Raw genomic sequence first — 23,908 nt, 5'->3', positions numbered from 1 at the left:
TATCCAGGTATATTATTTTAAAACGACAATAGTGATGCGGTGATTTCTCGGTTTGTTGATGGCATAGATCTCATCGGTTAATACATCCATTTCTTTTTGCCAGGCATCGCGAAGGCTTTTGTAACGGGCGCGGGTATAATTGTCTTTGTTGCCATTTACAAAAATATCCTTCAGCGCATATTTTTTTACGGTATCCATAGCCGCGTTGCTATCGTTATGTAACAGGCCTTTACCCTTTAAAAAATCATACTGCATCCAAACGTACATCCTTGTGCGGCGTTCAATATCCCAGCGCTCCTCGTTTAATTCCCTAATCTGGATGGCTTGCTGGTATTGTGGTGTTGTGGTAATTTCGGCCATATTCATCCCATCGGCCAGTTGCTGTGCCGACCAATGGCCTATCTGTTCGCCATCAATCAGCACTTTATAATCACCGACCTTTAAACCTTTAACTGTTAATGTTTCCTGGTTAAACTCTTTGGTGAAGGGAATAACCTTTAAAGCATCAGCCTGCTTTTTGCGGTTGCCCCATGCACGCGGGATGGTATCTAAAGGGTAAGGCAGCGAATTGGCCAGGTAATTAAAACTTACCGAATCGGCATCGGCCGTTACATTAGTGATGCGGCAGTTTACCGCCTTTAATACTTTTTTGCTTTGGGCGTTTACACCAGCTTCGGCAACAGCCTGATTATCTAAACCCTGAGCTTTTAAAAACAGGTAAGCCATCACCAGGTGTCCATCATTATCGGGGTGTACCCTGTCATTAGGCGTTAAGCTAAAAGTTGAATCTTTGGCCTGCTCGCGCAGGTTAATGGCAGTCATCGGATGATAAAAATCAACATAGCCAAAACCATTCTTTTTCGCGGCGTCCTGTTGAAAATCGATAATCTTTGAGAAGGCTATACTTTTTTTGGGGTAGATATTTTTGGTGGTAAATTTTGAAGTTTCATCATATGGCGAACCCAGGATAAAAATCTTTTTAATATCCGGCCGTTGCTTCAGTTTATCTTCCAGCATGCCATAATATTTGTAGCTGCCCTGGATTCTTTTATCCATAAAATCCTGTCCATCGGCACGGTACCATTCAAAGTAACCGCTATCATTCATTCCCCAGGTAAGGGTTAAAATATTAGGCTTTTTGGTAAACACGTCATCGTCAAACCGGTCATAGATCTGGTTGATAGCATCGCCCCCGATCCCAGCGTTAAAACAGGTAATACGCGCGTTGGGGAAATGGGTCATATAATACAGCCAGATGTAGGAATGATAATGCCCGCCATCGGTTATACTGTTACCTACAAAAGCTACCCTGTCCCCTGCCTTGAAAGGGGCGATTTTTTGGGCGTTGGCCCAGATAGAAAGGCCGAGAGTGATTATTAATAAAAACGTTTTCTTCATGGTATAGTCAACTTATATATTATCTTATTTATTCTCTATGTTATTGCGATCTGTTAGCTAACAGGGGCAATCGCGAACTGTATAAGTTCGCCCTGTATAGTTCGCGATTGCTTCGTGCCTCGCAATGACATAATTACAAAAACCTTTTTGTCATCCTGAACGGAGTGAAGGATCTATTCTCCACCATGCTTTTCACCCTGTACAGTCTACGAACAGATCCTTCGTTCCTACCCATGACGTGTTTGTTTCATACCAGGCAATCGGCCCTGTATGCTGGCAACGACTCACCCCGCCGGTCCGCCATTCGCGGACGGCGACCCTCTCTTCGGCTTCGCCGGAAAGAGGGTAAAAAAAGGTAATTTAAAGTTTTCGACTCCCTCTTTCCAACGAAGTTGAAGAGAGGGATGTCGAGCGTAGCGATGACAGAGTGAGTCTTAACCTTGGTTAGTTTACGTCATTTCCTCGCAAAATCTCATCACTCTCAACTAGATACAAGGATTTATCATAAATCGATTTAGCTTTAACATCAATTATCACCTACTTTTCAAATACAGCTTCCATCAAATTCCCCAGTTTTTATTTGGCTCGCTCCCCATAGTTAATTCCAGTGTGCCGCCTGCCGCGATATTCTTAAAATCCAAATAGCACTTGTTATATGGTTTACCATTTAGCTTTGCGCTTTGGATATATACATTAGCCGCCGAGTTTTTGAGGGCTACTATAGTAAATGTTTGGCCTTTGGCATATTTAGGATCGAGCTTTAACACCACTTTATCAAATACGGGGCTCGTAATTTCCTGCCGGGTATCGCCGGGGCAAACCGGGTGCAGGCCGCTTGCTGCCAATACATACCAGGCCGACATCTGGCCCACGTCCTCGTTCCCAACCAAACCCTCAACCGAGTTGTGGTAAGCCCGGCGACAGATCTCCCTCGTCCACTTTTGAGTAAGCCATGGCGCACCTAAGCGATTGTATAAAAAAGGCACGTGGTGCACCGGCTCGTTGGCATGATTGTAATAATCATTCCACATCATGTTATCCGGCGCTTTTTCAAAAAAGTTATTCAGGTCGGCAATGGTTTTTTCGTAGCCGCCCATCATTTTGGCCATACCTTTTACATCCTGCGGCACAAACCAGCCTTGCTGATACGGGTTACTTTCAATAGTACCATACCATTGTTTGGTTCTTGCAGAATCGGGCCAGGCTTTCCAGTTGCCGTTATCATCTTTTGGCCTGTACCAGCCTTTTTCGGCATCAAATACATTTTTGTAGGCTTGCCCGCGCTGTGTGTATTTAGCAGCATCGCCGGTTTTACCCAGCCATTTGGCCAATTGGCCTACACACCAATCGGTATAGGCATATTCCAGAGTTAGTGATAAACTCAAATCGCCACCGCTAAAGCCCTTATCGCCATTACCAAATTTCTCAACCGACCCTACGGATAAGCGATAAGCCTCGGGCACGTTATAATTGCGGATGCCTTTGGCATAGGCATCTGCTATTACAGATACGGCTGGGTTACCAATCATGCAGCCGCTGTAGGCGTTCATAATTTCCCAGCGTTCCAGGTAATTCATCTTCTTTTCCTGTGCCAGCGTTACCAGCGAATTGATCTCGTCATTAACCAATGATGGATTGATGATAGTTTGTAAAGGCATTTGACTGCGAAACACATCCCAGCCGCTAAATATGGTACGCTTGCTAAAATTTATTGCATGGTGCACCTGGCCATCGCCACCAGGATATTTACCATCCACGTCGCTTATAATTCTCGGGTCTATCATGGTGTGGTAAAGCGCGGTATAAAATACCGTCTTTTGCTCGGGTGTACCGCCTTGAACGTTTACCTTGGTTAAAGCTTTGTTCCATAAGTCAACAGCTTTTTGATGTACGCCATCAAAGTTCCAATCCTTGATCTCGGTGTTTAAATTATTTTTTGCTCCGGCGATATTGATAAAAGAAATACCTGTTTTAAGCAGCACCTGTTCATTGGCATGGGTAGCAAATTGGGTATAAAAACCCAGGTGCTTGCCTTGCTTCTCTTTCGCGCCCTTTAATATTTCGGCCTGGGCAACCCTGTCCAGGTATTTGGTACTTGTTACATCGTCCAATTTACGGCTCCAGTCGCCGGGGATATCGGCGCTCCAAACGCCAAAATCTTTCAGTGGCTTGCTAAACTCGGCATAAAAATAAACGGTATAGTCGGCGTGCCCGTCTCCGTTACCCCAGCCGCCACCATCGGGTGTACATTTCATCCAACCCTCAATACTATGGTCGTTAACTACCTTAATGTACTGTAACGTGGATGTGCCCCCTACCCTACGCGCCAAATCTATCTGAACGCGGGAATCGCTGCCTTGCGGAAAAGTAAAGCGCAGCATGCCGCTATGCGGGGCCGCGGTCATCTCTGCCTTAATATGATGGTCTGTCAACAATGCGCGGTAATACCCGGCGGATGCTTTTTCGTTTTTTTTATCATAGGCAGATCGGTATCCTTTTAGCGATCCATCCATTTTACCGGCTATAGTATATAATTTGCCGGCGGTGGGCATCACCAAAAAATTGCCCAGGTCGCCGTACCAGCCTATGCCGCTCATTTGGGTCATCGCAAACCCTTCAATACTGGTTTGTTCGTAACTGTACCCAGGGCCATTATCGCCGCCTGTTATGGTATTGGGGCTCACCTGCACCATGCCATAGGGCGTAGTAGCACCCGGAAAAGTTTTGCCAAGACCATGGTAAGTGCCTGCATCAGCCGTGCTGGTACTGGCACCAATAAAAGGATTTACGTAGGTGGCGGGGTTTTGTGCTTTCAGCGCAGTTGCACCAAAAGATAATGCAGCTGTTAACAGCACAATGAAATAATTTTTTCCCGGCAAAGCCACAAAAACGGCCCGTTTAGTATTGGTCATCTTTTAATCCCTGAAGTATGTTTTAAGAAGCGGTTATTTATAATTGGTAATTATCGTCCAATTTATTTAATAAAAACGATTTAGCAAAATATTGTACAATAAATTTTACAAATATTTTGTTGGATGCATGTAGCTTATATTTTGCGTGCATTGATGAGCCGCAATGTGCGGATTCCAAATTTTGGAATATTGAAAACCAACGCATTATCGCCGGTAGTTTGTTTAGTTAATGACAAAACCTGTTTAACCCTGCCATCTAACTCCACCAGTTGGGCTTTATCAGCATTGCAATTAAACGTAGTTTTAAAAGCTTTGCCCACCCCAGCATTAAAAAAACGCACCAGCATGTCATCGCCATCAAATTGTACCGAGGTAATCTCAATGTCCTTATCGTCCGTCCTGATCAATGATGTATTGTTATTTCCACCTGGCTTGCCCCCGCGCACCACCAAAGGCTCGTTCCATTGGGTGGCACCTGCCCAAATGCCGGCCTGATCCCATTTACCGGTGTGTGGTATCAATGCATAGTGGACTTCTGTAGGCCCATCAATGGTATAGTTTTTTCCCCATAAACCCATACCTGAATACTGGATGTCCAAACCCAAAGGATAATCTTTACCATGGGTATAACTGGTGGTATGATCTGTAAGCAGCGCCATTCCGTATTTGTCGTTTTCGCCGGTAACATCTACCCAGGTATGGATCACATTGTTTTTAATGCTATCCCAGCGGGTATAAAAGGTATTATCCAGTTTGCTTTCAGTAACATCAAAAGGTGCATCTTTATATATTTTTTGGTGTTTGAAGTTAAGCGGGAACAAAGCCAGTAACTTATTCCTGTCATCATAAAATGGCTTTGCCGGCAGCTCCCATTTGTAGGTACCCGGTATAATGCCCTCCCCTATACCGGGGTTACCTTTCCAGTTGATGTTCAGGTTGATATCAATACGTGGCGCGCCCTCATTCATAGCGATGATTTGAGTATAATCGCTGCCATTAATAGTTCCCTTGATGGCCAGTTTTATGCTGATGGGACCATTTTCTATGATCTCTATTTTAACAGGATTGTCTTTGCTCGATTTAAAACCGCCGTCATTATAAAAATTACCGCGCAACTCGTTAAAACTACGGGTGTTGGCTTTATCTACAAACTCTTGGTTAGCCATAGTTTTGGCCAACAGGCTTTTAATGATGCCGCCTTTAGCCGGATCAATAATGATGCGGTATAAGTTGGTTTCAAGTTGGTAATCACCATTAACCAATACGGTAATATTAGCGCCTTTTAAAATAGTCCTTTTTAGTTCTTTAAACCGATAAACGGCATAGCCCATTGAAGGCACGGTTGCTTTGAAGCTTATTTTTGCTTTTTGCTGACCAGCAGCCGGAATAACCTGGCCTGCTACCTGTTTACCATTAAGATCAAAAACACCCGTATTTTCAGCCGTAAATTTTGCCGGAAGATCAACCTCAACAACTTCTGTTCGCCTGATCCCGAGTGTATTATAAACGGTGATATAATCACCTTCATTTTTATTTAACAGTGAAGTAGTAAGGGTACTGATGCTATCGCTCTTGTTATTGGTCAACGCCGTCCAGCTTTTCACTTTATCGGCCCAGGTATCGCCGGGCTTGCCGTTGTAGGGCACTATCCAGCAGTCATGGTGCTGCGATAGCAAAAGCGTTCGCCAGGCGGCATCAAAATCGGCCTGGGGATAGCTGCTACCTGCGTAGATCTTTGCCATTGAAGCCAGTTTTTCGCTTTGGATGATCTTGTTTTCGGAAGCACGCACCCTTAGGGCAATTTGCTGTGTAACCTGCGAACCCCAAACCAGGCTCACCAGTATATCTTCCTGAGATAGTTCCCAATCCGGCCGGGCATCGCCCCGGGCAACATTTGCAAAATAGTTTCGCCAGGTTGTATAAATGCTGTGTACGCCATCTTTATCACCATTGCCGATAAACGGACCACCCTTCCAGCCGGCATCCTGTAAAGTCATCCCAACCGGGTGTTTAACGCCATCTGCATAAGCTGCTTTGATGTAATTGGCCGCATTTTCCCAGGCAATGGTTTGCCAGGTTGATTTTGGCGACAACTGTTCAACTGCATACCTGGGCGAAGTTATAATACCCGTACCATCCGGACCAATCCAATTAACCAGCCCACCGCCATAGGCACGGGTATAGCCGCCAAAACAGGTATTGGGATTTTTAAGCGAAGCATATTTAAAACCAAACGAGGCTAATATCTGTGGCAACGCGCTGGTAAAGCAAGGCTCTTCGGATGAATAAGAGGTAAACACCGCTTCGGGGAAATGTACCTTGATTTTTTTAATACCATAAGCAAACTGGCGGATAATGCTCTCGCCCGAGATATTGTAATTATAGCTTTGGGCGTACTCGGGGTTTACATACTCTATGCGGCCGGTAAGGGATTGATCTGCAAACAGGGCTTTAAAATCGGCATAGGCGGCCGGGTCTACTACTTGTGCCCTATCCCAGGTTTCGGGCTCCAACTCGATGTTGATTTTCCAGTCGGGGTTCTTTTTTAACATATCTGCCATGAACCGGGTGTTCCAGTCGGGATAATGACCCCAGATGCCGCCATGGTAGCCATCTATATACCAGGCCGTTTGCGCAAATGAGCTGGCAGCAACGCCGCTTACCAACATTAAGCTTATCAAAATGGTTTTCAGTTTCATGGGAGTTATTTGGCTGCGGTTATCTCAATAATATGGTTAACTGGCTTGTTAATATGATACATTTCGTCGGTAAGCAGGTCTATCTCTTTTTGCCAGGCATCACGGACTTGCTTAAACCTGGCCTTTTGGTAGGTGGGTACGGTAACAGCCACAAAAAAATCTTTTTTGGCATATCGCTGCAATGAATCTAAAGTAGCCTGTCCATCATTAAATAACAGCCCTTTAGGTTTCAGGATAGAGTAATGCATCCAGTAATATTCACGCAGACGGCGTTCAATCGTCCAGCGTTCTTCGTTCAGGTGCATAATGGCCAACGACTGTTGGTATTGGGGTGTGCTTGTTATTAAGGCCATGTTGATGCCTTGGACATATTCTGCTGCGTTCCAGGTGCCTATCGGTTCACCATCTATTTTAAGGGAGTATTTTACACCCTCTTTTAGCCCTATGACCTGCAAAAGCTCCTGGTTAAATTCATTGGTAAACGGTACCAGTTTTAACACCGCAGACTGTGGTTTTGCCGGCCTGCCAAAACCGCTTGCAATGGTATCCATTGGATAAGGCAATGAGTTGGCCAGGTAATTGAATTTAATATGGTTTGTGTTAATTACCGGGGCGGTAATGATACAATTTTCGGTAAGGGAAACCTTTTTGTTATTTACATTGATAACCATGTTGGCTACTTTTTTTGCTGCCAGCCCCTGGGCTTTTAAAAACAGGTAGGCCATCACCATTTGCCCGTCGTTGGTTGGGTGAATACGGTCGCTGCCTTCCATGGTGAAGGTAGAATCGGTTTGCTGCTGCTGCAAATTGATGGCGGTCATCGGGCGGTTTAAGTCAACAAAATCCCAGTTATTTTTTGACGCAGTACTTTGCTGATCGGCAGCTATTTTTAGCATGGCGGTGTTTTTACCGATTAGTGGCGTTGCCTTGATCTTAGCGGTTTCATCATAAGGTGATGAGGCGATCATGATCTTCCGTACGTTGGGGTGCTGCTTTAACTTATCCTCTATCAGCCTGAAACTTTTTAATGATTCTGCTACTTTGACGGCATAGGTTGAGTCGGCTTTGGCCCCTTTCAGGTTTTGATAACCTGTATCATTCATTCCGAAGGTAAGCGTGATAACGGTTGGCTTTTTTGCAAATACATCACTATCCATGCGCTCCAGCATCTGCCGGGATACATCGCCACCGATCCCGGCATTAAAAACCGTTATCCTGCGATTGGGAAAATGCGTGATATAATATAACCAGATATAGGAGTGATAATGCCCGCCATCGGTAATGCTATTACCTGTAAACACTACCCTATCGCCCTGTTTAAAAGGCTGTACCGTTTGTGCAGTTACAGGCGCAGCAAAAGCACACAGCAGTAAAAGGCTATAAAAATAGTTTCTCATTTAATTGGACAAATAGATATGTGCTTATTTAAGCTAAATTGATTTAGCAAATCAACATTAAATAAATCGATTTAGCAAATTTTTTAATAGATAAATAGATGCCAGTTTGGGAGAATTAGATTAAACGGAATATGGCTTCCCATAAACCGTTTAATCTAATTTGATCATTGCGACAAAAGGCTAATAAGTTTTTTAATGCTTCCTTTTAGTTTATGAGCACCCATTTTTTTATGACATACCTGGAGTTTTTAAATGACCCACTGCGTTTTATTGCTCCTTTATTTTTGTTCCAGGATAAGTTGATCGCATTATAATTTCCTCTTTCATAATTAAAAGTTACTCCATCATCTTCAAATAATGAACCGGCCGTTTTAGGATCGCCGTACACAAAACAGGTGATCTCAAACCTGGTGTCCTCGGCTACATGTTCAACGGGTTTGGCCAATGGCAATATGGTGCCCTCTTTTATAAAAATTGGTAACTGAGTAAGGCTTGGTTTAATAGTATATGCTTTTCCACCTTCGCATTTTTGGTTGGTATTAAAATCATACCAGGTGCCTGCCGGTAAATAAACTTTTCTTTCGTCCATCTTTTCTGTTAACGGTGCAGCCAGTATCCCGCTCCCAATCATATACTCGTCTGATAAATTAAAAGTGTTCTTATCTTCCGGGTAATCCATCACCAGCGCCCTGAATGGCGGTATCCCTTTAAAATGATACTCGGCAAAAGCATTATACAAGTAGGGAATGAGGCTCATTCTAAATTCAAACAGTTTACGGATATCTGCCTCCACCTCTTTGGCATTATCCATCAACTCGTCGGCATTGTTCTTTTGTTTATTGATCTGCAACCAGGGTGGATTTTTCAGGTACCATGAATTAAATAAGGTTTGTGCAGACAGCACTGCAGTTTGACTGCGGCGCATAAAATCCTTTATTGAATTGGATTCCCTTACTTCCGGGGACCAAATCATTCCGGAAAACCCGGAATTCAGGATCAATTTGATGTACTGGTCATGATCATAGGAATCGCTGTACAAAGCGGCCGGATAGGATGATGCGAAAGCATTGGAGGCCCGCACATCCAGATATGTACGCTGATTTGATTTTTTATAGATATCAAATATTGTTTTTTGATAGAGCAATCCAAAAAGCTGGTGCATCTGTTCTCCGTCAATACCCGACGGGAACCGGCTAAGCTCCGGGAAACTCCATGCATTGCTTCCAAAAGCGATATTTGAGTTATCGCATTCATCCATTTTAAAACCGGAGATGCCCTGTTTTATAAAGGTTTCGTTATGATAACTGGCGAAAATACGCCTTGCGCCTGTATCTGCAAAATCCGGCACAAGTCCGTTCCAAACCAGGTAGTTTCCTGCTTTTTTCTTCAAGGGCTCATAAAGCGGAGATACGGGTGATACAAAGGCGTGTTCCCATAAATTTACATGAAAACCTTTGTTTGTCATAGTAGCGAGGAATGCTTTAGGGTCGGGGAAGAAATCTTTAGCCCAAACATATGAACAGGAATATGCCGCGGTTTGCCATTTGGGTTCGAGGCCTAAAACGTCACATGGGATGTGGTTATCGCGAAAATAGTCGGCCATCTTGATCACCTGCTGCTGGTTAAAATCAGCTTTTACGCGGTATTTAACCCCCAGGCCCCAGATTGCCGGCAAAGCACCACCACCTGCGAACAGATTGTAGCGCTGCAGGACATTTTTCAGCTCAGGACCCTCAAAAATAAAAACCTCTATCCCCTTGGCGCCGGGAATGTCGACGGTTACATTACCCAGCTCCTGGTTATTGTTTTTGTACAACTCTTCTACAGAATTGCCGTCCTTGCGTTCAGTAGCCACACTCTTACCGTCATTCAATTTGGTCGTGCTTCCGCAATAAAAAGTGGTATAACGCGATGTATTGATTAAAATTCCGTAACCTTTATTAGATACATAGAAGGTTGCGGGTCCATGGGTATAGCCAAGATCGTTTAAAGGGTTATCGTTAACTATAGGTTTGATCTTTAATCCCCGCTGGTTAAATGAGCCCAGCTGTAAACCAAAACCATAAAGCTGTTCTTTATCGTCAAGGGGAATCTCGACGATCACCCCCCTATCGTTTCTGCTTATTTTAATGTCGCTAACAGCAAACGGCAGTTTCCCGGCAGGCAACTCACCAAGAGCCGACGCCATGGGTAACTCTTCACAAAAACTATATGGCGTAAATTTGTCTGGTTGACCAGCAGATATTTTTTGTACCCCAGGCGCTGGATTGGTTAACTGGGCATAAGTTTTGGTAAGGGCCAACTGGAAAAATAATGCCAGAATAATTGTTGCGATGTTGTGTTTGCTCATATCAGCTCGATTATAGGATAAAGGTGATCTTTTTTGTTACCAACAGGCAAAATAGCAGGTAAGGTACCGAATTTAAAATCTCCTTTATCATCTAAATAATCATAAAAATGCATTAAAACTGTCACTAATACAGTAAAATAAATAAAAGAATTAAATATTCCATCTCAACAATGCGACTAACAGTAGTTATGTGACTTAATAAAACCTAAAATTTAAACCGTATAAATCTCCCTGATTTAATTTTTTAAGCCGGCAGGTGCAGACAGTTTAGCAAGAGAAAAAGCACCTATGGCCATTGCTAAATCACGGACAGCCACATCAAGGTAGCTTCCACTGGCTAACAAACTTAATGCGATAAGCACCAACCATGCACTAACCAGGTATGCCCCTTTTTGAGGATTCAGGAACACCAATATACCGGCTATAATTTCGATGATACCAACAATCATCATAAAAACATGATTGGAGAAAGGTAACAGACCTTTTAACGTTGGGCTGAGATAATGCGACCAATCAGTTAACAGATTAGTAAACTTATCGGCCCCGGCAACAATAGGTACTAAGCCATAAGTAAATTTTAATAATGTTTGAACGTTTTTTGTTTGAGTTTCCATAATCATTTTGAATTTATACCCATTAGAGGTTGGCTATAAAAAAAGGGTTACAAAATATATTTATCGTGATTTTGTAACCCTTTAAAAACCGGGTACTCTATTAATAGTAAATTAGTGCAAATGAATTCAGCCATGCCAATAAGTAAGATTTTAAGTGACGAGGAAATTGTGATACAGATATTAAAAGGACAAACGCATTTATATGAAATGTTGATGCGTAAGTTTAATGAACGCTTATACAGGATCAGCATGTCTATTGTTAATGATGACAAGGAAGCGGAGGATATTATGCAAACCACCTACCTGAATGCATACAGACAACTATCAAATTTCAAGCATCATTCCAGCTTCGGCACCTGGCTCACCCGGATATTAATAAATGAAAGCCTGTTGCGTAAAAAAAGAAAGTTGAAACTGGAAAAAACGTTGATGGAAAATAACTACAAAGATTATGAAAGTGAAACCCCTTTAGACAACCTTATGAATAAAGAATTAAGGGTATTATTAGAAAAGGCGGTATCCGCATTACCGGAGAAATACAGAACCGTATTTGTGATGCGCGAAGTGCAGGGCATGAGTACCAGTGAAACGATGGAAGCTTTAGAGATTGGCGAATCCAACGTTAAAATAAGGCTGACCCGTGCAAAAGAACTATTGCGTATGGAGTTAAATGAATATTGGCAACCGCAACAACTCTTTGAGTTTAACCTTGTACGGTGTGACGTGGTTGTAAACTATGTGATGGATAAAATAAGGAATGCCGATAATTCGAGATTGAATTAACTCAGTTGCTAAGGAGCATTGCGCCATCAAAATTATATCAATAGACGATTAGCTTGTCTAATTGATGTGTGGTAGCTTATTATATAACTGATATATACATGCGGAGTGGCCGTGTAGCCATTTTGCGATAAACACCTTTGAAAGCGTATCACCGAAGGTACTCCTGATCAACAGGTTGAACAAAATCAAAACTAACTGACTGCCGAAACATTTCGTTATTTTGCTGCCATGGAACCAATACTCCTTTCCGCGTTGCAAGCCCGTAAGATCATCCTGCACGCAGCCGGACTGGCCGAAAAGGCACAGTTTGGAACCGGCATTGAGGCAGTTTACCGATTGATCGACCACCTGGGTTTTGTACAGCTTGATACCAATTATGTGGTAGAGCGGGCACATCACCACGTGATGGCCGCGCGCATCCCGGACTATGAGCCAGGCTGGCTGGCGGAGCTGGCAGCAGACGGCAGCATCTTTGAATATTTTACCTCCGACGCTGGTTATCTCCCGATTCCTGATTTTCGCTTTTCGCTGCCCGTAAAGGAAAGCTTCCTTCGCAATAGGAAACCTCAAACACCCGCAGAGACCCGGCTCATGAAGCAGGTGCTCGACCGGGTGGAGCGCGAAGGCCCCCTGATGGTAGGCGACTTTGAAAACGACCGGCAGGAAGCCAGCTCCGGCTGGTGGGACTGGCGGCCAGCCAAAGTGGCTCTTGAGCACTTATACCTGGAAGGAAAACTAATGATAACCCGTACCAAAGCTTTTCACAAGGTATATGACCTGCCCTTGAACCTGGTACCAGCAGATACAGACCTGGTATTACCCACAGCAGAGGAATACGCGCGTTTCGTTATCCGGCGTACCCTGGGCGCCCTCGGTATTGCCTACGCGAAAGAGATGGCATGGCGCGCCCGTTTCGTTAAAGGAAACCTGGTGAAACAGGAACTGGCCAGGATGCTTGAAGAAGGCGAAGTACAAACCGTGCTGATTGAAGGGTTGAAAAGCGCGCCGCTCTATATGCTGGCCGGTCAGCCAACAGCAATCGAATTAGCAGGTGAGGCTTTCATCCTTTCCCCTTTTGATATCCTGAATGTGTTCCGCCACCGGTTAAGGGACTTTTTCGGCTTCGATTACCAGGTTGAATGCTTTGTGCCCGCCGCCAAACGGAAGTATGGGTATTTTTGCCTGCCGGTATTGCTGGGTGATACCTTTGTTGCCCGGATGGACGCCAAGGCCGACCGGAAACAAAAGCTGCTGATCGTCCATAACCTGCACTTCGAGGCTGTGGAACTGAACGAAGCTATGCTAGGGAGAATTACAGAAGCACTCAAAGCATTCGTGCTGTTCAACCAATGCCGGGACATTGACCTTAAAAAATCAAATCACCCGGTTTACCTGGAAGCTATCGCCCGGGCTTTCCGGTAAATCTGGTTCTGCCCGCTCCTCCCCTGTCATATTCATATTGTTACAATGATTAAGCGCTATGTTTTGTACCTTGTATCCATAAATCTATCCCAATATGTTGTTTAAGATCAAGGTATTTTGCACCGCCGCTGTATTATCCCTGTGTGCGTTGACTTCGTTTGCACAGCAAATAAATTATCCTCCGGCAGATCAGGTAGCCGCTGATTTTAAAAAGCTGTTGGAAAGGCCGCGTGTTCCGTTAAACCCCGCCTTCGATGTAACCAAAACAGATTCTGTGATAATTGAGCATGGTTTTATTTACAGCGAAAAAAATGAACGGGTGCCCATCCTGATTTATAAACCGGTTACAGGAGCTAAATCATACCCCGCGGTTATTTTTTTACACGGCACCGGTGGTAAAAAAGAGGACAACAAAAATATACTGTATCAACTGGTTAAAAGAGGCATCATGGGCGTTTCTATTGATGCCCGCTTTCATGGCGAACGAATTGCAGGAGGTGCGCACGGTTCAAAGGAATACGTGGCTGCTGCTGCCGCAGCCTGGAAAAACAAAGACGAGACTCACCAAACCCATCCCTTTTTATTTGACACCGCTTTTGATTTGTGGCGGGTAACGGATTACCTGGTCAGCCGGCCGGATGTAAACCCAGGCCGTATTGGCATGGGCGGCATTTCCATGGGCGGCATTGAAACATGGCTTGCAGCATCGGTAGACAAGCGAATTAAAGTGATTGTGCTGGATATTTCTGTGCAAAGCTTCAAATGGTCCTTAGATAATGATAAATGGCAAGCGCGCGCGGGTACTATCCAGGGCGCACATATACAGGCTGCCAAAGACCTTGGTGATTCAATCTTAAATAAACGGAACGTGAAAGCGGTTTGGGATAAATTGCTGCCCAATATTACCAGTGAATTTGACTGTCCGTCTTTACTTAGGCTCATGGCACCTCGGGCACTGTTGGTTGTCGGCACCGAAAATGACCCGAATTGCCCTTTACCTGGTGCAAACATCGCCTATGCATCGGCCATACAGGCTTACACTTCTAAAAAAGCGACCGATAAAATTAGCCGTGATGTAACCCCAAAACTATTCCATACCTCAACTCCTGAACATTTTAAAATGACGCTGGATTGGTTTAGCAAATGGCTATAACATTGGTTTAGTGCCGCCCGAGAATATATTAAATGAAGATGGAGAACTTAAATAATATGAGTTAGAAAATTATTTTACCTTTGCGGCAATGCTCAAACGGTTAACCGCCATATGTCTTCTTGCCGCGCTGATCAGTTCCAACTGCTCGCTCTTCTTCGTCTATGCGGGTTTTGAGATGAACAATAAATATATTGCCGAAAACCTTTGTATCAATAAGAATCGGCCCTGGCTGCATTGCGACGGAAAATGCTATTTCATGAAAAAGATACGGCAGGCCGAAGAAAATGAAAAAAAGCAGGAAACAAAGGATAACCTCACAAAAATGGAAGTTTCCTTTTTCCAGGAGCCTTATCAATTCGCTTTTATAGAACCGGTTATTTTAGAATCGCACAAAAGCACATTCTACCGTTATAATTATCAATACCGCTGCAGCTATCTGTCAGCCATCTTCCGGCCGCCTAAGCAGCTCGTTTAATCTATATACCCATTCCTGGTAATGTAGCTGCATGAACGCTGATGCGTTATATCGCGTCATCACTTTATTTCATTCTTTTTTCCTTTTACATTAAACAAACTGACAGGGTTTTACCCACGCCGTTTGTCCTGATTTTTTCTATGAAAAAAATTATATTTTTTATCTGCGCTTTATTTTTCGCAGGCGATCTCTTTGCCCAAACAATTCACGGTAAAATATTCGATGCCGTTACCAAAGAGCCTATCCCTGCCGCTACGGTTTCCGATACTATACGCACCATCGTCAGTTCTGCCACCAACGGCAGTTTTAAGATCACTACAACAGCCAAAACACTTAAGATCACCTCGGTTGGTTACCAAACCCGCCTGGCCGAAGTAAAGGGCAGTATGTTAGCGATTGCTCTACAACCCGTCACCAGCCAGTTGAACCAGGTAGTGGTGAGCGCCAACCGTACAGCCGAAAAGCGCAGCGAGGCACCTATCGCTATTGCAACGGTATCCAGCCAGACTATACAGGACACGAAGGCACAGCGAATTGACCAGCTGGTTAACAAAATAAGCGGTGTGAACATGGTGAACCTCGGTAACGAGCAGCACGAAATGAGCATTCGCCAGCCGATGAACACCAACAATTTGTTTTTATACCTGGAAGACGGTATCCCTTTACGCACTTCGGCTGTATTTAACCATAACGCATTGTTGGAAATGAATATGGCGGCCGCTAAAAATATCGAAGTTATCAAAGGCCCGTCATCTGCACTTTATGGTGCTGAAGCCATCGGTGGTGTCGTTAATCTGATCACCCAAGCGCCACCGGCATACACGTCGGGGTATTTGAGCACCCAGCTGAATAACCGGGGCTATAAGCGTGTAGACGGACAGATCGGCGCCACTGCAGGTAAACTGGGCTTTATCGTCAGCGGCTATTATGCCAACCAAACCAACGGCCCAATCCAGTACAGCGATTTTCACAAAACTGCAGTGACCGCCAGGCTGGACTACCACATCGACACGAATACCACTTGGACAAACAGTGTTTCTTACATCAATTATTTCAGCGACATGTACGGCAGCCTGGATAGCTCCCACTTCAGCAGCAAGAATTATTCGTCACAGGCCTTTTTCACCTTCCGTAAGGTAACAGCTTTGCGGGCGCGCTCTACCATTAGCCATCAGTGGAGTGCCAATGGCAGTACCAGCGCCACTTTCATGTACCGGGATAACTCGGTTGCCCAAAATCCATCCTATTCTATCGCCACTTACCGTACGGGTGGCAAGCCTACAAACCCGATCTCGCCGGATACCGCCAGCGGCAATATCAACACCAATGCCTTTAAATCCTACGGCTTATTTTTACAGCATGTCCAGCGTTTTAAATTCCTCGATAGTAAGCTGATCGTCGGCACCAGTGCAGAACTCGACCCGCAATCCTATTTCCAGGATTTTATCTGGGTGAAGAAGCAAAGCCAGAACGGATTGGTCAATTATGTAAGTTACACGAAGCTGAACCCGGATTCGGTTTTGGCTAACTACCATACGGTGATCAGTAATTTCGGCTCGTATGTAGACTATGATTTTACCATAGCGCCCGGACTGCGCATATCTGCAGCCTTGCGTTATGATGCCTTCCAATACGCGTTTGTTAACTCCCTGCCAGGCTCTAAAGTGGCCGGCGGACCATCCACCATTACAAACTACGGCAAAGTAGCGCCAAAGGTTGGTTTTACCTACAATAATAAGGGTATTGGCTTTTATGGCACTTATAGCGAAGGCTACGTGCCGCCTCAGATCACCCAGGTGTTTGGCAAAACGACCAATAGCGCATACCTGCTGCCGCAAACTTTTAAAAATTATGAACTCGGTGGCTGGTTGTCGCTGGTGCAGAATAAGCTCTACATCGATTATAGTTTCTACCTGATGAACGGCACCAACGAAATCATCAATGTGCGCCTGCCTGATAACACAACCGTACCGCAAAATGCCGGGGCAACCCGCCATAAAGGAATCGAGTATGGCATCAGCTACCGCCCGGTAGAAGACCTTTACCTGCGTTTGAGCGGTACCAATGCCTTACATAAATTCGTGAACTATGTGGCTGGCGGCGTGAACTATAATGGTTACGAAATGGCCAATGCTCCGCATTTCACGGGCAATGCAGAGGTGGTTTACAAACCGCATTATATCAAGGGTTTCCGTATCGGTGTGGAAGAGCAGCAAGTGGGCAAATACTATATGGACAATCTGCAGCAGTTTTCTTATAGCGGTTTTAAAGTAACCAATATTCGTGCGGGTTATCAATTCGGTCCGGCCGAAGTATGGGTAAACGCGTTGAACGTATTCAATACCTATTACGCCACACTGGCAACAGCTTCGGTAACCAACAAAAAGGCATCTTATAGTTATAACCTGGGCGATCCCCGAGCGTTCACGCTGGGATTGGCCTACCATTTTGGAAAACATTAAATCAAGCATATGATCCGCAAAAACATTTATAAATGGCACCGTATCTGCTCACTGATTATCGCGGTCCCCGTGCTGCTTTGGGCAACCAGCGGCTTTATGCATCCCATCATGACCAACCTGCGCCCGGCCATGAAAACTCAAAGTATCCCCGTGGAAGCCATTGACAGCAGTAAAGTTAAATTGAGCCTGCAAGAGGTGTTAAGGAAAAACAAGATTGACAGCATTTACAGCGCTCGGCTGGTGCACATCGATACCAATTGGTTTTACCAGGTTAAAACCAGCCGGAGATATGATCTGCAGTATATCAGCGCGAAGAATGGCAATATCCTCACCAAAGGCGACTGGCTATACGCACAGTACCTCGCACGCTTATTTTTAGAAGGGGCGCCCAAAAAAGCCAAAAGCAAAATGGTTATGGAAATGCCGGCAGGAACGCAGAGGAGCGACATGTCGACTATGGCTGATTGCTGCGGTGAGGCCGCCAGCACCGTACTGAGCAACAAAACAGGAGCACCAATTGAAGGCGCTTCCCTCATTACGAAATTTGACGAGGAGTATAAAAGCATTTATTGCCTGCTGCCAGTATACAAGGTACAATTCAAACGTGATGACCATATCCGTGTGTACGTGGAAACGGGGCAGGACCGTTTCGGGGTCGCTGTGGATAAGAACCGGGCGGCTTTTACCGCTTTTTTTGACCTGGTGCATACGTGGGGTTGGATCAACTTTTTAAGCAAGGGCCGAATATTCGTGGAAATATTTTTTACCGGTTTAGGCTTTTTAACCGCGCTGATGGGTATTTATATCTTCTTTGCCACTAAAAGTAAAAAGGCACCTGGCAATACATTGGTAAAGACCAGGCGCAATCATCGTTATACCGCAATTATCGCATCCCTGTTTACCCTGATGTTTACTTTCAGCGGCTGTTACCACGCATTTTCCAAATTAAGTATTGAAGAAAAAGAAGTAAAATCAGTACAACATAGTTTTGCAGTTTCTGCTATTGATTTTGATTTAAACAGACTGCGTGCAATTGTTAAGAAGCCCGTAACCAATATCGGCCTGGTGCAGCTGGATGATAAAACTTACTGGCAGGTATACCTGCAAAGCGCTAAAAAGGATCACAAAAGCAAAGACTTAATGAAAGATATGAGCGCCGAGGCAGCTGCTATCACTTATATCAATGCCGCTGATTATTCTGTTCTATCCCATGGCGATGAATTGTACGCTAAAAGTTTAGCCACAAAGTTAAGCGGCCACAGCGCCGGAGAAATTGTTTCTGCCCAACTGATCACCAAATTTACAGACGAGTATAACTTTACCGATAAGCGCCTGCCGGTTTGGAAGATCAATTATCCATTTAATCATAAAGAACGGCTATATGTAGAAACCTCCACCGGCGTACTGGCAAAGAAAATCAATGATGTTGAACTGTACGAGGGTTATAGCTTTGCCTTGTTCCATAAACATCATTATATGGATTTCGGTGGGAAAATCACACGTGACATTAGTACGATGACAGGGGCGGCATTGCAGATTATGATGGTGGTTATTGGCTTTATCTTTTACTTTAAATGGCGCAAGCGGAAAATAAAAACCTAAATAACTAAGGCCAACACCATTCTTTTCCTGGTTATCTTAGTTACGTTTTCAAACAGGCTTAAATAGGCTCATTAATCTCTACGTTTTTTGCAAGTGTTTTAAATCTCACGCCGTTTGCCTGCACTACCGTAATGGATACATGCCCTGTTTTACCTGTTTTGATGTCTTTTACAATGCCAGATTTTCCAGCATGTGTACCGCCAATGACTTTACATGTAGCGCCGTCCTTTAGTTTGTTTGATGTAGTAGTTGTTTCAATTATTTTTTGAGCTGATTCACACGGTATCAAATATAAATTTAATAAAATTAAACTCCCAAATCACAGATAATTGCACTCACCAAATATGAAAATCAACAAAAAATGAAGTCTGTTAATACAGCCCATTTTAACTAATCGTTATTACTTAACTTTCCTGAGCGCCTTAATCTTGTTGACATTTTCGGCATCCAGCTTTTCGATAGCGATAGTAAAGGCAATTGCACTAATCTGCCTGACGTGCGCCTGAAGGTAGGCAATGGCTTGTTCGGGGTAAACATTGCGAAGTTCGCGCAAAGTCCAGCCAAGGCCTTTTTGCACATAGTACTCTTTATCGTTTAGGAGATGCGTAACCAATGGCTCAATCTGGTTAAAATCCAGATATTGTTTCTTGGTGCGGCTGTAATACAACAGCGAGACGAGAGATTGCCTTCTTTTCCAAGGATTTTCGTCCTTGTTCCATTCATTGAGTTGTGTGTAAATTGCCGGTTCAATTTCGAGGATCTTGGTATAAATTTTGGCCAGCGCGTCGCAAAGTCCCCAATCGTCTACCTGGTCTTGCCAGCAGACGATAACAGGCCACATGGCTTTGAGTTCGGTTTCTTTTTTAAGGTGGCGTTCCAGGAAAAAGAAAGCATGGAGCCGGGTCCGCCAATGATCTGCAGTGCGCCAAAGTTCATCCCATATAGCCAGCTGCTCGCCAAACGGCAGTGCGGAAAAGGTATAAGGGCGTTTAGATTCACGGCGGTGGAGGGGAATGTTTCCCTGGAAGCTGCCAAGATGGGCTTTTACTTCTTCGGTGGGGCTGGTAGATTCTGCTGGTTTCATGCTTTGCGAAATTACCGTTTTTAGGGAAGAAGTGTTTTAATGAGGTGTCTATTATGTTAACTTAAAAGCCAAAATTATCGCAGCGATTTTACACAGAACACGGTATCTTAGTTAAAAAAAGCGATATGCTTGCCAACCAAAACTTAAAAGCCTTTGTACCGACCATGATGCCGGAAAAGGCCAGGTCATTTTATAGCGAAGTATTGGGCCTGGAATTATTATCGGAGGACCAGTATGCACTGGAATTTGATGCAAACGGAACGTTGTTGCGCGTGGCTATCGTGCCAGAATTCAAGCCCCACCCGTTCACGGCCCTGGGCTGGAACGTGGATGATATTACCGGTACGATCAAGTCATTAAATGACAAAGGCGTCTTTTGTGAGCATTTTGGCTTTTTAGAACAGGATAGCTTAGGTGTTTGGACGGCACCCGGCGGGGCAAAAGTGGCCTGGTTCAAAGACCCGGATGGCAACCTGCTTTCTTTAACCGGGTACCAGGATATTTGAACACTTAAAAAGACAAATCCCCATAGCTAACCGGCCTCCGGGGTTCTCCCCGGGGCGATTTCGCTACATCGACAAACAACACAAAAAGTAGAGGAGTATAAGAATAAAAAGACTGATGTCTATTATTCTGGTAGTTGCTCTACTATTTTTCTGCCGCGTTTTCTTTTCGATTAATATTGTTCCATGGACCACTAAATATTTTCATTTAAAATTTAAAGTCATGAAACAGAGCACATTCAAACAAGCGTTTATTAAAGTATTTACGCTGATTACATTAAGCTTAACAGCATTTAGTTTCACCAGTAAGTTTGGGCTGGACGGTTACGAAATCTATTTGAATAATAAACTCATCCTGAAGCAGTATGTGAACCAGCCACTTAGTTTAAGAGTACTGCAACTGAATAACGCAAATGAGGGCGACAACCTGCGTATTAAGTATACACATTGCACCGTTAAGGGGCCCGGCACCGGCCGGAGTATTGTTCTACAAGATGAGCAAGGAAACACCCTTAAAAAATGGGCCTTTGCTGATGCTGCTTCAGATTATAATATGACGATACCGGTAAAAGAATTATTGCAGCTGGAAAAAAAGAACGCCAATCACGAGCTCAGCCTCCATTATGCTGCCCGGGAACTACCTAAAGGCGAAACACTTGCAATGCTTCATTTTAAATGAGGCAATTGATGAAAATTTAAAAGCCTTGCTCCCGATTAAAAGAAGCAAGGCTATAATTTTTATTCAATTAATTGAAAATCCGGGACGAATGGCAGGCGATGAATATCAGCTACTTTAATCCAGGGCAGATACGGTAAGCTTGATGATGTCAGCAAAAACAGATTTATCTGTAGTTGATTTCGCGGTAACCTGCATGCCTTTTACCGCATTAAATATGAATCTTGCCAATGCACGGGCATCCTGTCCGTTTCTTATCTCGCCACTGGCCTGCCCTTTCCTTATCACCTGGTAAAAGGCTTCATCCATTTGTTGTTCGTTCTTGCATATCAGCTTATTAACTTCGGCATCGTGCGGTGCTACTTCAACTTCGGCGTTCACCATGAAACAGCCTTTCTGCTGTTTATCAACCAGTAAATCGTTTATCGTAAGTTCCAATAACTTTTGGATAGTTTCTTTGGCAGATCCGGAATGATCGATGATCTCCTGAATTTTAGCTGCGCCGGAATTTTGATAGCTCTCCAGCGCTTTCATAAAAAGGGTGTGTTTATCCTTATAAGTATCATACAGGCTTGACCGGCTAATGCCCAAACCATCCACCAGATCCTGCATGGATGTGCCATTATACCCCTTGTGCCAAAAAAGTTGTATTGCTTTGGTTAGCACCTCATTCTCATCAAAATCTTTCGTTCTTGCCATAACCGGGAATAGCCTTGCTTATTCAAGCAAAGCTATTCATTTTTAATTATTTTTCTGTAAAGCAGGGGGTATTACCTTACGCCACCGCTTGCCAGTAATATTTCACCTGTTAACCAGCGTGAATCTTCTGATGCAAGGAACACTGCAACATCAGCAATATCATCTGGCTGACCAATGCGGCCAAGCGGTGTGGTACTTACAATTTGTGTTTGAAAGTCACTGCCAATAAATCCGGCTGTGTGTGTACCTTCTGTTTCAACCATACCCGGATTGATGGAGTTTACACGTATTTTTTTACCGCCAAGCTCTTTTGCCAATACATGGGTAATGGCATCAACAGCGCCCTTTGTAGCGGTGTAAATTGAACTTCCCGGAGGCGTGATACTAGTAACGGCAGAACCAATGTTAATAATGCTACCACCATTTTCACTAAAGTTTTTAACCGCACCTTGTGTAGTCAGTAATAAACCAAGCACGTTGGTGTTAAATTGGGTATGAAAATCTTCGGCGTTAATTTCTTCAATAGCGCCAAATTTGTAAACACCTGCATTATTCACCAGAATGTCAACCGCACCGAATGCGTTTTTTGTTTCTTCAAATAAACGGGTGATATCAGCTTCATTAGATACATTACCCTGTACAGCAATAGCTTTACCGCCATTTGCAGTGATCTCGGCAACCACCTGGTCTGCCCCTGCTTTTGCCGAAGCATAATTTATTACAACACTTGCTCCTGCTGCTGCAAGGCTTTTAGCGATACCTGCACCAATTCCTTTTGATGCTCCTGTTATTACAGCTACTTTGTTTGCTAACTTTTTCATTTTGCGTGTTAATTACTTTTTCTATATTTGGAATAATCGTTCCGCAAATATATATTCAATTCGGAATGAACGTTCCGATTAATATTTTTTATGAGTCAGAGATGACTAAACTACACCGCCGAAGCTAAGCGCCTCCTGCTTGCTTTTATTGATTTTCCTGTATATGCGGTATTGTAATTTAGTTTTTTAATAATTTCGTATCTTTAAAAAAACTTGCTGATTCATTAAATGCCCGCTACAATCTCCAATAAACTTGCTATTGTTTGGTCTGAAAAGATCCAGGTATTTGAGATGGCTTTTAACAATTTCTGGGACGAACTTTACCGCCACACTTACCGCAAAACACAAGCCGAGGACGTATCTAAAGACCTTGTTCAGGAGGCTTTTATAGTATTGTGGGATAGCCTTGATAACCTGAAAGGCCCCGATGAAATATTGCCATTTTTATATGGCACCCTACGAAATAAAACGTTGCGGGAATTTGAAAAATCCGAGATCCACTTAAGATATAGGCAATCTGCAGCAATAGTGGATAGTCCTTTTGATACTTCATCAGAAAACCTCCTGTTAAACCGGGAGCTGGAAACTGTAATTGCCGGCGAGGTAACAAAAATGCCGGCAAGAATGAAAGAAATCTATATTTTAAAGAAAGAAGAGAACTTTTCTATCCGCGAAATCGCCGAAAAATTGGGATTATCCGAACAAACAGTAAAAAATCAGCTCCAGAGCGCTTATGGAAGACTCCGTTCCTGCCTAAAAGACTACAATTCGCCCATCGTTACCGTGGGTTTTGTGGTTTGCTACATGCCCTTATTACTCCACTGTTAATTTATTTGAATTAAATTGTAAAATCGCATA

At 43.9% G+C, this 23,908-nt stretch carries 19 protein-coding genes; 9 read left to right on the top strand and 10 right to left on the bottom strand.

Annotated elements, in window-relative coordinates:
* Positions 1–12: 12 nt before the first annotated feature.
* The 6 genes from AC1DYB_RS00335 to AC1DYB_RS00310 all read right to left on the bottom strand — a co-directional run bounded on the left by AC1DYB_RS00335 (position 13) and on the right by AC1DYB_RS00310 (position 11,370).
* Positions 13–1,398 carry an SGNH/GDSL hydrolase family protein gene (locus AC1DYB_RS00335; protein WP_477431430.1) on the bottom strand — a complete coding sequence of 462 codons (1,386 nt, stop codon included), beginning with the start codon at positions 1,396–1,398 and terminating at the stop codon, positions 13–15.
* Between the two features lie 560 nt (positions 1,399–1,958).
* Positions 1,959–4,310: a GH92 family glycosyl hydrolase gene (locus AC1DYB_RS00330; protein WP_477431428.1), complete on the bottom strand. Its 2,352-nt coding sequence runs from the start codon at positions 4,308–4,310 to the stop codon at positions 1,959–1,961.
* A gap of 134 nt (positions 4,311–4,444) precedes the next feature.
* Entirely contained in the window at positions 4,445–7,009 is a 2,565-nt protein-coding gene (locus tag AC1DYB_RS00325) for a glycoside hydrolase family 38 C-terminal domain-containing protein (RefSeq protein ID WP_477431426.1), read from the bottom strand.
* A gap of 5 nt (positions 7,010–7,014) precedes the next feature.
* On the bottom strand, positions 7,015–8,406 hold the full coding sequence (locus AC1DYB_RS00320) for an SGNH/GDSL hydrolase family protein (RefSeq protein ID WP_477431424.1): 1,392 nt from the start codon (positions 8,404–8,406) through the stop codon (positions 7,015–7,017).
* A 205-nt stretch (positions 8,407–8,611) separates the two neighbouring features.
* Positions 8,612–10,756 carry a glycoside hydrolase family 31 protein gene (locus tag AC1DYB_RS00315; protein WP_477431422.1) on the bottom strand — a complete coding sequence of 715 codons (2,145 nt, stop codon included), beginning with the start codon at positions 10,754–10,756 and terminating at the stop codon, positions 8,612–8,614.
* Positions 10,757–10,992: 236 nt separating this feature from the next.
* Positions 10,993–11,370, bottom strand: a complete 378-nt coding sequence (locus AC1DYB_RS00310) for a hypothetical protein (protein ID WP_477431420.1) — start codon at positions 11,368–11,370, stop codon at positions 10,993–10,995.
* Positions 11,371–11,490: 120 nt separating this feature from the next.
* Between AC1DYB_RS00310 and AC1DYB_RS00305 the strand changes: the two genes are divergently transcribed.
* The 6 genes from AC1DYB_RS00305 (at position 11,491) to AC1DYB_RS00280 (ending at position 19,267) form a co-directional block, all read left to right on the top strand.
* A complete protein-coding gene (locus AC1DYB_RS00305) occupies positions 11,491–12,153 on the top strand; it encodes an RNA polymerase sigma factor (protein WP_477431418.1) in 663 nt (220 codons plus the stop codon).
* Positions 12,154–12,381: 228 nt separating this feature from the next.
* Complete coding sequence (locus tag AC1DYB_RS00300) at positions 12,382–13,575, top strand: winged helix-turn-helix domain-containing protein (RefSeq protein ID WP_477431416.1); 1,194 nt, start codon at positions 12,382–12,384, stop codon at positions 13,573–13,575.
* 94 nt (positions 13,576–13,669) lie between these two features.
* Complete coding sequence (locus AC1DYB_RS00295) at positions 13,670–14,728, top strand: acetylxylan esterase (protein WP_477431414.1); 1,059 nt, start codon at positions 13,670–13,672, stop codon at positions 14,726–14,728.
* Positions 14,729–14,816: 88 nt separating this feature from the next.
* A complete protein-coding gene (locus AC1DYB_RS00290; RefSeq protein WP_477391430.1) occupies positions 14,817–15,203 on the top strand; it encodes a hypothetical protein in 387 nt (128 codons plus the stop codon).
* Positions 15,204–15,343: 140 nt separating this feature from the next.
* Positions 15,344–17,665 carry a TonB-dependent receptor gene (locus AC1DYB_RS00285; protein ID WP_477431412.1) on the top strand — a complete coding sequence of 774 codons (2,322 nt, stop codon included), beginning with the start codon at positions 15,344–15,346 and terminating at the stop codon, positions 17,663–17,665.
* A gap of 9 nt (positions 17,666–17,674) precedes the next feature.
* On the top strand, positions 17,675–19,267 hold the full coding sequence (locus AC1DYB_RS00280) for a PepSY domain-containing protein (RefSeq protein ID WP_477431410.1): 1,593 nt from the start codon (positions 17,675–17,677) through the stop codon (positions 19,265–19,267).
* 58 nt (positions 19,268–19,325) lie between these two features.
* On the opposite strand, the gene AC1DYB_RS00275 is transcribed toward AC1DYB_RS00280, so the two are convergent.
* A complete protein-coding gene (locus tag AC1DYB_RS00275) occupies positions 19,326–19,556 on the bottom strand; it encodes a KOW motif-containing protein (RefSeq protein WP_477431408.1) in 231 nt (76 codons plus the stop codon).
* A gap of 111 nt (positions 19,557–19,667) precedes the next feature.
* Complete coding sequence (locus AC1DYB_RS00270) at positions 19,668–20,351, bottom strand: DNA alkylation repair protein (protein ID WP_477431406.1); 684 nt, start codon at positions 20,349–20,351, stop codon at positions 19,668–19,670.
* A 125-nt stretch (positions 20,352–20,476) separates the two neighbouring features.
* Between AC1DYB_RS00270 and AC1DYB_RS00265 the strand changes: the two genes are divergently transcribed.
* Positions 20,477–20,857, top strand: coding sequence for a VOC family protein (locus AC1DYB_RS00265; RefSeq protein ID WP_477431404.1), 381 nt, complete (start codon positions 20,477–20,479; stop codon positions 20,855–20,857).
* 220 nt (positions 20,858–21,077) lie between these two features.
* Positions 21,078–21,533: a hypothetical protein gene (locus tag AC1DYB_RS00260; RefSeq protein ID WP_295721528.1), complete on the top strand. Its 456-nt coding sequence runs from the start codon at positions 21,078–21,080 to the stop codon at positions 21,531–21,533.
* A gap of 114 nt (positions 21,534–21,647) precedes the next feature.
* Here the strand turns inward: AC1DYB_RS00260 and AC1DYB_RS00255 are convergent, their stop codons facing one another.
* The gene (locus AC1DYB_RS00255; RefSeq protein WP_295721526.1) at positions 21,648–22,229 is read right to left on the bottom strand and encodes a TetR/AcrR family transcriptional regulator; all 582 of its coding nucleotides are present in this window, start codon (positions 22,227–22,229) and stop codon (positions 21,648–21,650) included.
* Positions 22,230–22,300: 71 nt separating this feature from the next.
* Positions 22,301–23,050, bottom strand: a complete 750-nt coding sequence (locus AC1DYB_RS00250; protein ID WP_477431402.1) for an SDR family NAD(P)-dependent oxidoreductase — start codon at positions 23,048–23,050, stop codon at positions 22,301–22,303.
* Between the two features lie 228 nt (positions 23,051–23,278).
* On the opposite strand from AC1DYB_RS00250, the gene AC1DYB_RS00245 reads away from it, so the two are divergent.
* The gene (locus tag AC1DYB_RS00245; RefSeq protein WP_295721522.1) at positions 23,279–23,878 is read left to right on the top strand and encodes an RNA polymerase sigma factor; all 600 of its coding nucleotides are present in this window, start codon (positions 23,279–23,281) and stop codon (positions 23,876–23,878) included.
* The last annotated feature ends 30 nt before the right edge of the window (positions 23,879–23,908 follow it).

It is taken from the genome of Mucilaginibacter sp. P2_A4, assembly GCF_056405015.1.
The sequence above is the reverse complement of the archived record's forward strand: the minus strand, read 5'-3'. Positions and strand labels throughout refer to the sequence as shown.

Bases quoted from the DNA above. Each gene is read 5' to 3' on its own strand.
- AC1DYB_RS00295 (WP_477431414.1), top strand. From the start codon at position 13,670: ATGTTGTTTAAGATCAAGGTATTTTGCACCGCCGCTGTATTATCCCTG.
- AC1DYB_RS00290 (WP_477391430.1), top strand. From the start codon at position 14,817: ATGCTCAAACGGTTAACCGCCATATGTCTTCTTGCCGCGCTGATCAGT.
- AC1DYB_RS00305 (WP_477431418.1), top strand. From the start codon at position 11,491: ATGAATTCAGCCATGCCAATAAGTAAGATTTTAAGTGACGAGGAAATT.
- AC1DYB_RS00330 (WP_477431428.1), bottom strand. From the start codon at position 4,310: ATGACCAATACTAAACGGGCCGTTTTTGTGGCTTTGCCGGGAAAAAAT.
- AC1DYB_RS00255 (WP_295721526.1), bottom strand. From the start codon at position 22,229: ATGGCAAGAACGAAAGATTTTGATGAGAATGAGGTGCTAACCAAAGCA.
- AC1DYB_RS00285 (WP_477431412.1), top strand. From the start codon at position 15,344: ATGAAAAAAATTATATTTTTTATCTGCGCTTTATTTTTCGCAGGCGAT.
- AC1DYB_RS00320 (WP_477431424.1), bottom strand. From the start codon at position 8,406: ATGAGAAACTATTTTTATAGCCTTTTACTGCTGTGTGCTTTTGCTGCG.
- AC1DYB_RS00270 (WP_477431406.1), bottom strand. From the start codon at position 20,351: ATGAAACCAGCAGAATCTACCAGCCCCACCGAAGAAGTAAAAGCCCAT.
- AC1DYB_RS00310 (WP_477431420.1), bottom strand. From the start codon at position 11,370: ATGGAAACTCAAACAAAAAACGTTCAAACATTATTAAAATTTACTTAT.
- AC1DYB_RS00245 (WP_295721522.1), top strand. From the start codon at position 23,279: ATGCCCGCTACAATCTCCAATAAACTTGCTATTGTTTGGTCTGAAAAG.
- AC1DYB_RS00260 (WP_295721528.1), top strand. From the start codon at position 21,078: ATGAAACAGAGCACATTCAAACAAGCGTTTATTAAAGTATTTACGCTG.
- AC1DYB_RS00315 (WP_477431422.1), bottom strand. From the start codon at position 10,756: ATGAGCAAACACAACATCGCAACAATTATTCTGGCATTATTTTTCCAG.
- AC1DYB_RS00335 (WP_477431430.1), bottom strand. From the start codon at position 1,398: ATGAAGAAAACGTTTTTATTAATAATCACTCTCGGCCTTTCTATCTGG.
- AC1DYB_RS00280 (WP_477431410.1), top strand. From the start codon at position 17,675: ATGATCCGCAAAAACATTTATAAATGGCACCGTATCTGCTCACTGATT.
- AC1DYB_RS00250 (WP_477431402.1), bottom strand. From the start codon at position 23,050: ATGAAAAAGTTAGCAAACAAAGTAGCTGTAATAACAGGAGCATCAAAA.
- AC1DYB_RS00325 (WP_477431426.1), bottom strand. From the start codon at position 7,009: ATGAAACTGAAAACCATTTTGATAAGCTTAATGTTGGTAAGCGGCGTT.
- AC1DYB_RS00265 (WP_477431404.1), top strand. From the start codon at position 20,477: ATGCTTGCCAACCAAAACTTAAAAGCCTTTGTACCGACCATGATGCCG.
- AC1DYB_RS00300 (WP_477431416.1), top strand. From the start codon at position 12,382: ATGGAACCAATACTCCTTTCCGCGTTGCAAGCCCGTAAGATCATCCTG.